Here is a 12604-nt window from a genome sequence, read left to right as displayed (position 1 = left end):
CCGCGAGGAGACCCCGATGACCCCGATCGCGCCGCGTCTGTACGTCGACAGCGCCAATGTCGACCGTGTCTCCCCGCTGCTCGCCGCGGGGGTGGTGCACGGCGTCACCACGAACCCGACCATCCTCGAACGCGGTGGCCGCACCGCCGCCGAGATCCCTGATCTCTACGCCCGCTGGGAGTCGGAGGGGGCGCGCGAGATCTTCTTCCAGACCTGGGGTGGCGACACCGCCTCGTTCCTCCGCAACGCCGAGGGCATCCGCGCGCTGGGTGACCGGGTGGCCGTGAAGGTGCCGGCGACGGCTGAGGGTTTCGCCGCCGCAGCCGCGCTCGTGCGCGAGGGGGCGACCGTGCTGGTCACCGCCGTGTACTCGGTCGCGCAGGCCCTGGCGTGCGCGTCGATCGGCGCGCAGTACATCGCCCCGTACCTCGGACGCATGCGCGATGCCGGGCTCGACGGCGACGCGACGATCGCCCGCATGCAGGAGGTGTGCGCGGGGAGTGCGTCGAACGTGCTCGCCGCATCCCTGCGCTCGCCGGATGACATCACGGGCCTGCGACTGGCGGGGATCCCCTACTTCACCGCGGCTCCCGATGTGCTGGACCGGCTGCTCTTCCATGAGGTGAGCGACAGCTCGGCGGCCGAGTTCGACGCCGCCATGGTGCGCCTGGGGGCGTGAGCGGCTGCTCCCGCCGGCGTCAGCTCGCTGCGGCCTGACGCAGCCAGCGCTCGACGCCCGCGATGTGCGCCGTGGCCAGAGAGGTCGCGAGGGCGGAGTCATGCTGGGCGATCGCGTCGGCGATGGCCCGGTGCTCCGACAGGGTGCGCTCGACAGCGCCGCCCTCGGTGAGGCCGCGCCAGACGCGGGCGCGGACGGTCTGGCTGCTCAGATGCTCGATCAGGCTCGCGAGGTAGGCGTTGCCGGACATCGCGACGATCTCGCGGTGGAACCGGATGTCGTGGTCGACCAGGGACTCGATCGTGACCGCCGCATCGATGGAGTCGACCTCATCCTGCAGCTCGGCGATCTGCTCATCTGTCCCGAGCGTCGCCGCGAGCCCGGTCGCCTGCGACTCCAGCATGCGCCGCACTGCGAAGATCTCGAGCATCGAATCGTCGTCGTGCATGTCGACCACGAACGAGATCGCCTCCAGCAGCAGATGCGGCTCGAGGCTCGTCACGTAGGTGCCGTCGCCGCGACGCACGTCGAGGACCCGGATGACCTCCAGCGCCTTGACCGCTTCGCGCATCGAGCTGCGGGACAGGCCGAGTCGTTCGGACAGCTCCTTCTCGGGGGGAAGCCGATCACCGGGGGAGAGCTCGCCCGCCACGATCATCGCCTTGATCTTCTCGATCGCCTCGTCGGTGACTGCCATGGCGTCATCCTAGCGATTGATCGGATGTCTCCGGCAGGATGGAGCCATGCGCGTTCTCGATTCACATCTGCACCTCTGGGATCCGGAGGTTCTGACGTACACCTGGCTCGAAGGGCCGATGGCCTATCGGTTCGCCGACCTCGAGCTCGAGCATGCCCGCCTGGGCCTGGCCGAACCGGAGAGGTCGGTCTTCGTGCAGGCGGAGACGATCGAAGACGACTTCCTCGCCGAGGTGGACTGGGTCGCAGGTCTCGCCCCCGCGCTCGGCATCGTCGGGATCGTCGCGGGCGTCCGCCTCGACAGGGGGACCGACACGGTCGCGCACCTGGAGGGACTCCTGGCCGAACCCCTCGTCGTGGGCGTGCGGCACAACCTGCAGGGGGAACCGGACGGACTCGCGGTCTCGGCGGCGTTCGTGACCGGTGCCAGGGAGGTCGCCGCTCGTGACCTGAGCTTCGACGTCTGCGTGCGCGAGAACCAGCTGCCCGACATCGCCCGCCTCGCCGGAGCCATCCCCGAGCTGCGGCTCGTGCTCGATCACCTCGGAAAGCCCGCCGTCGGCACGGCGGCGTCCCCGCTCGCGCCTTCCGCGGAGTGGGCGCGCGACCTCACCGAGCTGGCGCGGCATGCGAACGCCTTCTGCAAGCTCTCGGGGCTGCCGGGAGAGGCGGGCGGCGACTGGAGCGCCGAGCAGCTCGAGCCGTTCCTCGACGTCGCGGCGGATGCCTTCGGCGTCGAGCGGCTGATGTGGGGGAGCGACTGGCCCGTCTCCGTGATCGGTCCGGCCGAGGACGGCGACCCGCATGCGCCGGAGGATGGGTCCGCCACCTACCAGGCGACGGCGCGATCGCGCTGGGCCGACACCGTGATCGCCTGGGCGCAATCGCGTGGGCACGACCTCGATGCGCTCCTGTGGCGCAACGCCGAGCAGTTCTACCGCACCGATCGGCCGCGGCAGCTGCCGACGGAGGGGGCTCCGCGCTCCGGCCTCCGGGGCTGGCTCCGCGGCCACCGCGGCTGAGCGCCGTCTGACCGGCGTTCCGGTCGCAGTTGCTGCCATCCCCGCGCGTCGGATGCGGCGTCAACTGCGACCGGGAGGAGGAAGCGGGGGCTACTTCGCGCGCAGGCGCAGCTGGGCCATGCCGCCGTCGACCTCGATGAAGGTTCCGGTGGTCGAGCCTGCAGCGGGGCTCACGAGGTAGGCGACAGCCGCGGCGACCTCGTCGGGGCTGACCAGTCGCCCGTGGGGCTGGCGTGCCTCGAGGGCCGCACGCTCGGCGGCGGGGTCGGTGGCCGAGTCGAGCAGGCGTCCCACCCACGGAGTGTCGGCCGTGCCCGGGTTGACCGCGTTCACACGGATCCCCTCGCGCAGGTGGTCGGCGGCCATCGCGCGGGTGAGAGCGGAGACGGCACCCTTCGACGCGCTGTAGAGCGCGCGCTGCGGCAGTCCGGTGGTCGATGCGATGGATGCCGTGTTGCACACCGCCGCCGACGGGGACTTCCGCAGCCACGGGAGAGCTGCCGAGGTGACACGGGCGATGCCGGTGACGTTGACGGAGAGCACTCGCGCCCACTCGTCGTCGTCGTTCGCGGCGATGTCGCCCTGCGCGCCGATGCCGGCGTTGTTGACGACGATGTCGATGCGCCCGAACCTCTCGGCCACGGCGGCCACCGCCTCGTCGACGCTCGCGCGGTCGGAGACGTCTGCCGTGAAGGCGGCGAAGGCGGGGTCGGCCGCTGCGGTGTCACGGTCGAGCACCGCGATGGTCGCGCCGTCGGCGTGCAGGCGCTGCGCGATCGCCGCGCCGATTCCGGATGCTCCGCCGGTGACGATCGCCACCAGTCCGTTCAGTGCGCTCACTTCTGGGCCTCCCATGCCACGAACTCCTGTCGTTGACGGCCGAGGCCGTCGATCTCGATCTCGACCACGTCGCCCGCGGCGAGGTACGGGTACTTGCCCGAGAGGGCGACGCCCTGCGGGGTGCCGGTGAGGATCAGGTCGCCCGGCTCGAGCGTCACGTACTGCGACAGGTGGTGCACGATGTGCTCGACCGTGAAGATCATGTCGCTCGTGTTCGAGTCCTGCCGCGGCTCGCCGTTCACGAAGCTGCGAAGTCCGAGCGCGTGGTGGTCGACCTCGTCGGGGGTGACGAGCCAGGGGCCGGTCGGGTTGAAGCCGGGCGCGATCTTCCCCTTGGACCACTGGCCGCCGGAGACCGTCATCTGGAAGTCGCGCTCCGAGACGTCGTTCGCGGCGACGAAGCCGGCGACGTGCGCGAGCGACTCCTCGGGACTGTCGAGATAGGCGGTGCGGGTGCCGATGACGATGCCGAGCTCGACCTCCCAGTCGGTCTTCTCGCTGCCCCGCGGGATCGTGACCGTGTCGTTCGGGCCGACGACCGTGTTCGGGGTCTTGAGGAAGAGGATCGGAATGGTCGGCGGCTCCGAGCCGGACTCGGCCGCGTGAGCCGCGTAGTTCATGCCGATGCAGATCACGGCGCTCGGGCGGGCGATCGGGGCGCCGATGCGCATCGACGCGGCGTCCGCGAGCTCGGGGAGCTCTCCGCCTTCACGCGCGGCCGTGACCCGGGCGACGAAGTCGCTCTCGAGGAAATCGCCGTTCACGTCGGATGTTACGGAGCGGAGGTCGAGGTATCGGTCGCCCTCCACGAGGACGGGGATCTCATTCCCGGGGGTGCCGAGCCGCGCGAACTTCATGTTTCTCCTGATCGGTCGGGAGGCCGCGATGAGGCGGCCGGTCTCGTTGACAGTATAGACATCGGATGTTTACACTCCAAGAGATCCGCACGGAAGAAATCACCCGTGCATGGAGAGGAATCCCGTGAGCCGTATCGTCGCCCTCGACACCACCGACATCCGCTTCCCCACGTCCCTGAGCCTGGACGGGTCGGACGCGATGAACCCCGACCCCGACTACTCGGCCGCGTACGTCATCGTGCGCACCGACGCCGACGACGACATCGAGGGGCACGCGTTCGTCTTCACGATCGGTCGAGGCAACGACGTGCAGGTCGCGGCGATCGACGCGCTCGCCGGGCACCTCGTCGGGCGCGAGATCGAGCCGCTGCTCGACGACATGGGCGGCACGTTCCGCGACATCATCGGCGACTCGCAGCTGCGCTGGCTCGGCCCCGAGAAGGGGGTCATGCACATGGCCATCGGCGCGGTCATCAACGCGCTGTGGGACATCAAGGCCAAGCGCGCAGGGCTTCCGCTCTGGCAGCTGCTCGCCCGCATGACGCCGGAGGAGCTCGTCGACCTGGTCGACTTCCGCTACCTCACCAACGCTCTCACCCCCGAAGACGCCCTCGAGATCCTGCGTGCGGCCGAGCCCGGACGAGCTGAGCGCGAGCAGCAGCTGCTGGCCACCGGATACCCCGGCTACACCACGAGCCCCGGCTGGCTCGGCTACTCCGACGAGAAGCTCGAACGCCTCGCCCGCGAGGCCATGGCCGACGGCTTCACCCAGATCAAGCTCAAGGTCGGCGCCGACCTCGACGACGACATCCGCCGTTTCCGCAAGGCGCGGGAGGTGTGCGGACCCGACTTCCCCATCGCGATCGACGCCAACCAGCGCTGGGAGGTGTCGGAGGCGATCGAGTGGGTGAACGCGCTCGCCGAGTTCCATCCCGCCTGGATCGAGGAGCCCACGAGCCCCGACGACGTACTCGGCCACGCCGAGATCGCCAGGGGCGTCGCGCCCATCCGCGTCGCGACGGGTGAGCACGCGCAGAACCGTGTCATCTTCAAGCAGCTGCTGCAGGCCGACGCCATCTCGGTCATGCAGATCGACGCCGTGCGCGTGGCCGGGGTGAACGAGAACATCGCGAACCTGCTGCTCGCCGCCAAGTTCGGCGTGCCCGTGTGCCCGCACGCCGGTGGTGTCGGCCTGTGCGAGGCCGTGCAGCACCTGTCTATGTTCGACTTCGTCGCGGTCACCGGCACCCGCGAGGGCCGCATGATCGAGTTCGTCGACCACCTGCACGAGCACTTCGTCGTGCCTACCGACATCCAGGGCGGCTCGTACATGGCGCCGACCGCGCCGGGAACGGGCATGGAGATGAAGGCCGACAGCATCGCGACCTACACCTGGACGGGTGCACATGTCGGTGCCTGATCGCGGGGGAGTGCGCGACCGCCTGGAAGTTCCCGCCCTCGGGTACGGCGCCGCGAACGTGGGCAACCTGTTCCGTCCGCTCAGCGACGACGAGGCGTGGGCCGTGCTGGATGCCGCGTGGGAGAGCGGCATCCGCTTCTACGACACCGCGCCGCACTACGGTCTGGGCCTGTCGGAGCGCAGGCTCGGGGCGTTCCTGCAGACCAAGCCGCGCGACCAGTACGTGCTCTCGACCAAGGCCGGGCGCCTGCTGCGGCCGAACCCTGACCACTCCGGCGGCCTCGACACCGCGAACGACTTCCACGTGCCGGACGACCTGCAGCGCGTGTGGGACTTCTCGGAGGCGGGCATTCGCGCGAGCGTCGACGAGTCTCGCGAACGGCTCGGCATCGAACGCATCGATCTGCTCTACCTGCACGACCCCGAGCGGCACGACCTCGACCTCGCGCTCGCCGAAGCCCTGCCCGCGATGGAGCAGCTGCGTGCCGACGGCGAGGTCACCGCGATCGGCATCGGCTCGATGGTGTCGGATGCTCTCGCCGCAGCCGTGCGTGCCGCCGACCTCGACCTGATCATGGTGGCCGGCCGGTACACGCTGCTCGAGCAGCCTGCCGCCGTCGATGTGCTCCCCGCCTGTCGTGAGACCGCGACCGGGATCGTGGCGGCGTCCGTCTTCAACTCGGGGCTGCTCGCATCGAGTGAGCCGCGCCGCGACGGACGCTACGAGTACGGACAGCTCCCCGACGAGCTGTGGGACAGGCTCGTGCGCATCGCCGCCGTGTGCGCCGATCACGGTGTGCCGCTGCCCGCTGCGGCCATCCAGTTCCCCCTGCAGTCCGACGTCGTGCGCTCCGTGGTGGTGGGCGGCAGCCGGCCGGCGCAGCTGCAGCAGAACGCGGAGTACGCCGCGCTCGAGATCCCGGCTGGGCTGTGGGAGAACCTGGCCGCGGAAGGGCTCATCCCGGCGGCCTGAATCCCCCGCCGTCTGCGGCAGGAAGTTGTCCACGGCGGCGGCGGGCCGAGACTCAGCGCCTCAGCGGCCGACGGTCGACTCGCGCACGATGAGCTCGGCGGGGAACGGGGTCGTCGCGGGCGGCGGTGCGCTGGGGTCGGCGAGCTGCTGCAGGAGCGCTGCTCCCGCGGCGCGGCCGATCTCGTAGCCGGGCTGCCGCACGCTCGTGAGCGGAACAACGCTCTGGTGCGCCTGGGCGACGTCGTCGAAGCCGACGAGCGCGATCTCCTCCGGCACCCGGATGCCGTGGCGCAGCAGCTGCGTGAGCACGCCGACCGCCACCATGTCGTTCGCCGCGAACACGGCGTCGGGGCGCTCGGCCGCGGGCATCGCGATGATCTGCTCGCCGGCGTGGAGCCCGTCTTCCGTGACCAGGTGCGGCACCTCGATCGTCGTCACGGTCGCGGAGGTCCCTGAGACCGCTTCCCGGAGCCCTTCCAGACGGTGGTTCGATTGGCTCACCGCCGGATTGCCGAGGAACAGGATGCGCCGTCGGCCGAGTGTCACGAGATGCTCTCCTGCGAGTCGCCCGCCGTCTCGGTCGTCGAACAGCACGGATGCGACCTTCGAGGAGTCGGGGGTCGGGCCCACCACGACCGAGCGGATGCCGCGATCGGCCAGGGCTTCCAGGCGCGGCACCACGTCACCGAGCGGGTAGATGACGATGCCCTGCACCCGGTGCGCCTCGAACATGTCGAGATTGCGCCGCTCCTGTGCGTCGTCGCGGTTGCTGTTGCTGAAGAACAGGGACCAGCCGCCCTCGCGGGCGACGTCTTCGACCCCGCGCGAGAGGTCGTGGAAGTAGGGCAGCCAGGCGTCGAGCAGGATGAGGGCGAGCGCCTTGCTCGATCCCGCACGCAGCTGCCGAGCCGACTCGTTGGGCACGAAGCCGAGCTGCTCGATCGCCGACCGCACCCGTTCGCGGCTCGCGGCTCCGAGCACGTGCGGGTGGTTGAGGTAGTTCGAGACGGTGGAGGAGGAGACTCCGGCGAGGGCGGCGACGTCCTTGACGCTCGCGGGCATGGGACTCCTTGGTCGGGCCGCGTCGATCGGGGTTCCTGACGGCGTCGGCGGCATCAGGATATCGGAGGACTTGCAACGTGCCAAGAAAGTTCTTGACAGGGGTCGGTCGACCGACGTAGCGTGACTCGCACGCCGGAGTTGCAACGTGCCAACTCCGGGACGGCGACGGTGCCGCACACCCGCTGCGAGAGGTCTCATGAACATCGGCTGCCACGGGCTCGTCTGGACGGGGAACTTCGATGCCGAGGGCATCCGTCTGGCAGTGCACAAGACCAGGGAGGCGGGTTTCGACCTCATCGAGTTCCCGCTCATGGATCCGTTCACGTTCGACGTCTCCGTCGCGAAGGACGCGCTGGAGGAGTACGACCTCGCCGTCAGTGCTTCGCTCGGACTCTCCGAGGCGACCGATGTCACCAGCGCCGATCCGGCGATCGCGGCGGCGGGCGAAGCGCTCCTTGTCAAGGCCGTCGACGTGCTCGCCGACCTCGGTGGAGAGCATTTCTGCGGGGTGATCTACAGCGCCATGAAGAAGTACATGGAGCCCGTGACCCCTGAGGGCCTCGCGAGCAGCAAGGCCGCGATCGCCCGGGTCGCCGACCATGCGGCCGCGCGCGGGGTGTCGGTCTCGCTCGAGGTCGTGAACCGCTACGAAACGAACGTGCTCAACACCGCACGACAGGCCCTCGCCTACATCGCCGAGGTGGATCGCCCGAATCTCGGGATCCACCTCGACACGTATCACATGAACATCGAGGAGTCGGATATGTTCACGCCCGTCCTCGATGCGGCACCGGCGCTGCGCTATGTGCACATCGGGGAGAGCCACCGCGGCTACCTCGGCACCGGAACGGTCGACTTCGACACCTTCTTCAAGGCGCTCGGTCGCATCGGTTACGGCGGCCCCATCGTTTTCGAGTCGTTCTCGTCGGCGGTCGTCGCGCCTGACCTGAGTCGCATGCTCGGCATCTGGCGGAACCTCTGGAACGACAACGACGAGCTCGGCGCGCACGCCAACGCGTACATCCGCGACAAGCTCGTCGCGGTCGATTCGATCCGCCTCCACTGAGCGGAATCACGGGGAAGGAGAGCGGAAGATCAAGATGTCATTACAGGTCTTCCCAATCCCTCCGACCTTAGATACATTTAGATACAACTTGCGCTGGCCGTGGCGCAGGACGCAGAATTGATCCGATGTTTGCGGCGGAATGATCCGCCGACATCGAAGCAGAACCTTCAAGGAAGCAGGTGAGCGCATGAGTGGACCCATCCTCCGGGTCGAGGGGATCAGCAAGGGATTCCCCGGCGTGCAGGCGCTGAAGGACGTGCACCTCGAGGTGCACGCCGGCGAGGTGCTCGTGCTCGTGGGCGAGAACGGCGCGGGAAAGTCGACGCTGATGAAGATCCTCTCCGGGATCTACACCAAGGACGAGGGCACGATCACGTTCGAGGGTCAGGAGGTGGAGCTCACCAGCCCCCTCCAGGCGCAGGAGCTCGGCATCACGATCATCCATCAGGAGCTCAACCTGATGCCCGATCTGACCGTGGCGCAGAACATCTACGTGGGGCGAGAGCCCACCACCGGGCCGTTCCTGTCGGAGCGCAAGCTGAACGCGCAGACCGCGGAACTGCTGCAGCGCCTGGACATCCACCTGAACCCCCGGCAGCTCGTCGGCGAGCTCACGGTGGCCGAGCAGCAGATGGTCGAGATCGCCAAGGCGCTGTCGTTCAACGCCAAGGTGCTCATCATGGACGAGCCGACCTCCGCCCTCACCGACACCGAGGTCGAGACGCTCTTCGTGCTGATCGAGCAGCTCAAGGCGCGCGGCACCGGGATCGTCTACATCTCGCACCGCATGGACGAGCTGCGCCGTCTGGCCGACCGGGTGACCGTCCTCCGTGACGGCACATACATCGGATCACTCGACAGGTCCGAGATCACCATCCCGACCATCATCGAGATGATGGTCGGACGTGTGATCGATGAGGGGACCCGTCCGCAGGCCCGAGAGCACGCGAACGATCCCGTTGTCCTCGAGGTGCAGGGTCTGTCGACCAAGAACCTCCTGAAAGACGTCTCGTTCCAGCTGCACAAGGGCGAGATCCTCGGCTTCGCAGGGCTCATGGGCGCCGGGCGCACCGAGACCGCGCGTGCCGTGATCGGCGCCGATCACCGCGACAGCGGCACGATCGCGATCGACGGTCGCACGGTGCGGATCGCCCAGCCAGCCGACGCCGTGCAGCACGGCGTCGGATACCTCTCGGAGGACCGCAAGCTCCTCGGCCTCATGCTCGAGCAGGACGTGACGTTCAACACCGTGCTCGCCTCGCTCGGCTCCTACGCCAACGCGATCGGCTGGATGGGCGACAGCAAGGCGAAGAACCGCACCAAAGAGTACGTGCAGCAGCTGCGCGTGAAGACCCCCTCGGTCAACCAGGTCGTCAAGCTCCTCTCCGGAGGGAACCAGCAGAAGGTCGTCATCGCCCGCTGGCTGATGCGCGACTGCGACATCCTCATCTTCGACGAGCCGACCCGAGGGATCGACGTCGGCGCGAAGGAGGAGATCTACCGCCTCATGCAGCAGCTCGCTGATGCAGGCAAGTCCATCATCGTCATCTCATCCGAGCTCCCGGAGATCCTCCGTGTGGCGAACCGCATCGCGGTCTTCGCCAACGGCCGCATCACCGGGACGCTCCGCAACGAGGAAGCAAGCCAGGAGAAGATCATGCAACTCGCAGCCCACGGGGAGGAAGACTGATGAGCGCTCCGCAGCAGCCCGGATCGTCGACGACGACGATCATCCAGACCGCCGTGAACGAGAACACCGACAAGAGAGACGTCGGCGCGTTCCTGAAGCGGCAGTTCCAGCAGTCGCTGGCGTTCGGCACGCTCATCGTGCTGATCATCTTCTTCTCGATCGCCAGCCCCAACTTCTTCACCTTCAGCAACATCGCCACGGTCCTGCTGTCGACCGCCGTCATCGGCATCCTCGCCCTCGGCACCACCTTCGTCATCATCACCGGCGGCATCGACCTGTCGATCGGCACCGGCATGGCGCTGTGCGCCGTGATGACGGGTGTGTTCGTGACGAACATGGGGCTCCCGGTCTGGGTCGGCGTCATCGGCGGCATCCTCACCGGTGTGCTGATGGGCCTGATCAACGGTGTGAACATCACGTTCCTCCGGCTCCCGCCGTTCATCGCGACCCTGGCCATGATGATGATCGCCGGTGGCCTCGCCCTCGTGATCTCGGGTGTCGCGCCGATCTACTTCTCGACGTCGGCCCCCGACTTCAAGAAGATCGCCCTCGGCGTGATCATCCCCGGCATCCCGAACGCCGTTCTCGTCACCGCCGTGCTCGCGATCATCGCGTACCTCGTGCTGTCGAAGACGCTGCTTGGCCGGTACACCTTCGCGATCGGCTCGAACGAAGAGGCCACGCGCCTCTCGGGCGTCAACACGCGTCGCTGGACGATCCTGATCTACATGTTCGCCGGGGCGTTCACCGGCGTCGCGGGCATCGTCATCGCCTCCCGCCTCGACTCGGCGCAGCCGCAGATCGGCACCGGGTACGAGCTGCAGGCGATCGCCGCGGTCATCATCGGCGGAACCTCGCTGCTGGGCGGACGCGGCTCGATCCTCGGCACCGTGATCGGCGCCCTCATCATGAGCGTGCTCGTGAACGGTCTGCGCATCATGTCGATCCAGCCCGAATGGCAGAACATCGTCGTCGGCGTGGTCGTGCTGCTCGCGGTCTTCCTCGACTCGCTCCGCAACCGACAGCGCACCTGAGACCTGGACGGCGACGAAACCCGTGCCCGTCGTCGTCCTCCGGCCACGGCCGGCTTCCGCGGAGACATCCGCACAGGCACCTGGAATGTCCACAGCGCCGGCTCGTCCGGCATCCACACAGAACAAACCGAGTCGTACCCAAACAATGGAGTTTTCATGAAATTCGGGAAGAAGACCGCACTCGTGGCCCTCATGGCCGCATCCGCACTGGTGTTCGCCGGCTGTGCCGGTGGTGGCGACGTGATCGAGGAAGGCTCGAGCAGCGGGGGCAGCAGCGACGGCGAGATGTACATCGCCATGGTCTCGAAGGGCTTCCAGCACCAGTTCTGGCAGGCCGTGAAGAAGGGCGCCGAGGACAAGGCGAAGGAGCTCGGCGTGAAGATCACGTTCGAGGGTCCTGCCGCCGAGACCGAGATCGCCGCGCAGCTGGAGATGCTGACCGCAGCGATCGACAAGAACCCGAGTGCCATCGCCTACGCCGCCCTCGACCCCGAGGCGTGCGTCGCCCCGCTCGAGCAGGCCAAGGCGAAGGACATCCCCGTCGTCTACTTCGACGCCCCCTGCAACGGCGACGTCGGGCTCAGCCTGTCGGCCACCGACAGCAAGGTCGCCGGTGCGCTCGCCGCCGAGCACATGGCCGAACTGATCGGCGGCGAGGGCCAGGTCGCGATCGTCGGCCACTCGCAGATCAACTCCACCGGCGTCGAGCGTCGCGACGGCTTCGTCGACAAGATCGAGGCGGACTACCCCGACATCGAGATCGTCGACATCCAGTACGGTGACGGCGACCACCTCAAGTCGGCCGACATCGCCAAGACCCTGATCGCGGCCCACCCCGACCTCAAGGGCATCTACGGCACCAACGAAGGCTCCGCCATCGGTGTCGTGAACGCCGTGAACGAGCTGGGCCTCGAGAAGGGCAAGATCACGATCGTCGGCTTCGACTCCGGCGCCGCACAGATCAACGCCATCAAGGACGGCACCATGGCCGGCGCGATCACGCAGGACCCGATCGGCATCGGCGCACAGGTCGTGCAGGCCGCGTACGACGCCGCGAACGGCAAGTCGGTCGAGAAGTTCTACGACACCGGCTCGTACTGGTACGACAAGACCAACATCGAAGACCCGAAGATCGCGGGCGTGCTCTACGAGTGACACCGCATCGTCGAAGAAGCCCCTCACCTTCGGGTGGGGGGCTTCTTCGTGTCCGGGGTGTGCGCGTGCCGTGGTGTGGGCGTGCCGTGTGCGTATGCCGGATGCGGGTG

Annotated in this window: 12 protein-coding genes; 8 read left to right on the top strand and 4 right to left on the bottom strand. The window is 68.2% G+C overall.

Features of this window, described 5'->3' with window-relative positions; translation table 11 throughout:
* The first annotated feature begins 16 nt into the window (after positions 1–16).
* Positions 17–679: a transaldolase family protein gene (locus tag ASD13_RS04350; protein WP_055866118.1), complete on the top strand. Its 663-nt coding sequence runs from the start codon at positions 17–19 to the stop codon at positions 677–679.
* Positions 680–698: 19 nt separating this feature from the next.
* On the opposite strand, the gene ASD13_RS04345 is transcribed toward ASD13_RS04350, so the two are convergent.
* A complete protein-coding gene (locus ASD13_RS04345; protein WP_017829501.1) occupies positions 699–1376 on the bottom strand; it encodes a FadR/GntR family transcriptional regulator in 678 nt (225 codons plus the stop codon).
* Between the two features lie 46 nt (positions 1377–1422).
* Here ASD13_RS04345 and ASD13_RS04340 point away from each other — a divergent pair, with 46 nt between their 5' ends.
* Positions 1423–2397, top strand: a complete 975-nt coding sequence (locus ASD13_RS04340) for an amidohydrolase family protein (protein WP_055866116.1) — start codon at positions 1423–1425, stop codon at positions 2395–2397.
* 90 nt (positions 2398–2487) lie between these two features.
* Here ASD13_RS04340 and ASD13_RS04335 read toward each other — a convergent pair whose 3' ends face one another.
* Positions 2488–3252 (bottom strand): SDR family NAD(P)-dependent oxidoreductase, encoded by a 765-nt coding sequence (locus ASD13_RS04335; protein WP_082531384.1) that lies wholly within the window; start codon positions 3250–3252, stop codon positions 2488–2490.
* Positions 3234–4094 (bottom strand): fumarylacetoacetate hydrolase family protein, encoded by an 861-nt coding sequence (locus ASD13_RS04330; RefSeq protein WP_017829498.1) that lies wholly within the window; start codon positions 4092–4094, stop codon positions 3234–3236. The genes ASD13_RS04335 and ASD13_RS04330 overlap by 19 nt, the downstream gene beginning before the upstream one ends.
* 124 nt (positions 4095–4218) lie before the next feature.
* On the opposite strand from ASD13_RS04330, the gene ASD13_RS04325 reads away from it, so the two are divergent.
* Both ASD13_RS04325 and ASD13_RS04320 read left to right on the top strand, forming a co-directional pair.
* Positions 4219–5514, top strand: coding sequence for an L-fuconate dehydratase (locus ASD13_RS04325; RefSeq protein ID WP_017829497.1), 1296 nt, complete (start codon positions 4219–4221; stop codon positions 5512–5514).
* Positions 5501–6487 (top strand): aldo/keto reductase, encoded by a 987-nt coding sequence (locus ASD13_RS04320; protein ID WP_055866111.1) that lies wholly within the window; start codon positions 5501–5503, stop codon positions 6485–6487. Before ASD13_RS04325 ends, ASD13_RS04320 begins: the two co-directional genes overlap by 14 nt.
* Positions 6488–6547: 60 nt before the next feature.
* Here the strand turns inward: ASD13_RS04320 and ASD13_RS04315 are convergent, their stop codons facing one another.
* Entirely contained in the window at positions 6548–7549 is a 1002-nt protein-coding gene (locus ASD13_RS04315) for a LacI family DNA-binding transcriptional regulator (RefSeq protein WP_055866109.1), read from the bottom strand.
* 196 nt (positions 7550–7745) lie between these two features.
* On the opposite strand from ASD13_RS04315, the gene ASD13_RS04310 reads away from it, so the two are divergent.
* The 4 genes from ASD13_RS04310 to ASD13_RS04295 all read left to right on the top strand — a co-directional run bounded on the left by ASD13_RS04310 (position 7746) and on the right by ASD13_RS04295 (position 12494).
* Positions 7746–8615: a sugar phosphate isomerase/epimerase family protein gene (locus ASD13_RS04310; protein ID WP_055866107.1), complete on the top strand. Its 870-nt coding sequence runs from the start codon at positions 7746–7748 to the stop codon at positions 8613–8615.
* 187 nt (positions 8616–8802) lie between these two features.
* Positions 8803–10305, top strand: a complete 1503-nt coding sequence (locus ASD13_RS04305) for a sugar ABC transporter ATP-binding protein (RefSeq protein ID WP_017829493.1) — start codon at positions 8803–8805, stop codon at positions 10303–10305.
* Complete coding sequence (locus ASD13_RS04300) at positions 10305–11339, top strand: ABC transporter permease (RefSeq protein WP_017829492.1); 1035 nt, start codon at positions 10305–10307, stop codon at positions 11337–11339. Before ASD13_RS04305 ends, ASD13_RS04300 begins: the two co-directional genes overlap by 1 nt.
* A 156-nt stretch (positions 11340–11495) precedes the next feature.
* Positions 11496–12494, top strand: coding sequence for an ABC transporter substrate-binding protein (locus tag ASD13_RS04295; protein WP_055866105.1), 999 nt, complete (start codon positions 11496–11498; stop codon positions 12492–12494).
* The last annotated feature ends 110 nt before the right edge of the window (positions 12495–12604 follow it).

The organism is Microbacterium sp. Root1433D1 (genome assembly GCF_001426835.1).
Lineage (GTDB): Bacteria > Actinomycetota > Actinomycetes > Actinomycetales > Microbacteriaceae > Microbacterium > Microbacterium maritypicum.
This window is presented reverse-complemented; position numbering and strand designations above follow the sequence as displayed.

Excerpts from the sequence above, each read along its gene's own strand:
- ASD13_RS04350 (WP_055866118.1), top strand. The coding sequence starts at position 17 with ATGACCCCGATCGCGCCGCGTCTGTACGTCGACAGCGCCAATGTCGAC.
- ASD13_RS04345 (WP_017829501.1), bottom strand. The coding sequence starts at position 1,376 with ATGGCAGTCACCGACGAGGCGATCGAGAAGATCAAGGCGATGATCGTG.
- ASD13_RS04340 (WP_055866116.1), top strand. The coding sequence starts at position 1,423 with ATGCGCGTTCTCGATTCACATCTGCACCTCTGGGATCCGGAGGTTCTG.
- ASD13_RS04335 (WP_082531384.1), bottom strand. The coding sequence starts at position 3,252 with ATGGGAGGCCCAGAAGTGAGCGCACTGAACGGACTGGTGGCGATCGTC.
- ASD13_RS04330 (WP_017829498.1), bottom strand. The coding sequence starts at position 4,094 with ATGAAGTTCGCGCGGCTCGGCACCCCCGGGAATGAGATCCCCGTCCTC.
- ASD13_RS04320 (WP_055866111.1), top strand. The coding sequence starts at position 5,501 with ATGTCGGTGCCTGATCGCGGGGGAGTGCGCGACCGCCTGGAAGTTCCC.
- ASD13_RS04315 (WP_055866109.1), bottom strand. The coding sequence starts at position 7,549 with ATGCCCGCGAGCGTCAAGGACGTCGCCGCCCTCGCCGGAGTCTCCTCC.
- ASD13_RS04310 (WP_055866107.1), top strand. The coding sequence starts at position 7,746 with ATGAACATCGGCTGCCACGGGCTCGTCTGGACGGGGAACTTCGATGCC.
- ASD13_RS04305 (WP_017829493.1), top strand. The coding sequence starts at position 8,803 with ATGAGTGGACCCATCCTCCGGGTCGAGGGGATCAGCAAGGGATTCCCC.
- ASD13_RS04300 (WP_017829492.1), top strand. The coding sequence starts at position 10,305 with ATGAGCGCTCCGCAGCAGCCCGGATCGTCGACGACGACGATCATCCAG.
- ASD13_RS04295 (WP_055866105.1), top strand. The coding sequence starts at position 11,496 with ATGAAATTCGGGAAGAAGACCGCACTCGTGGCCCTCATGGCCGCATCC.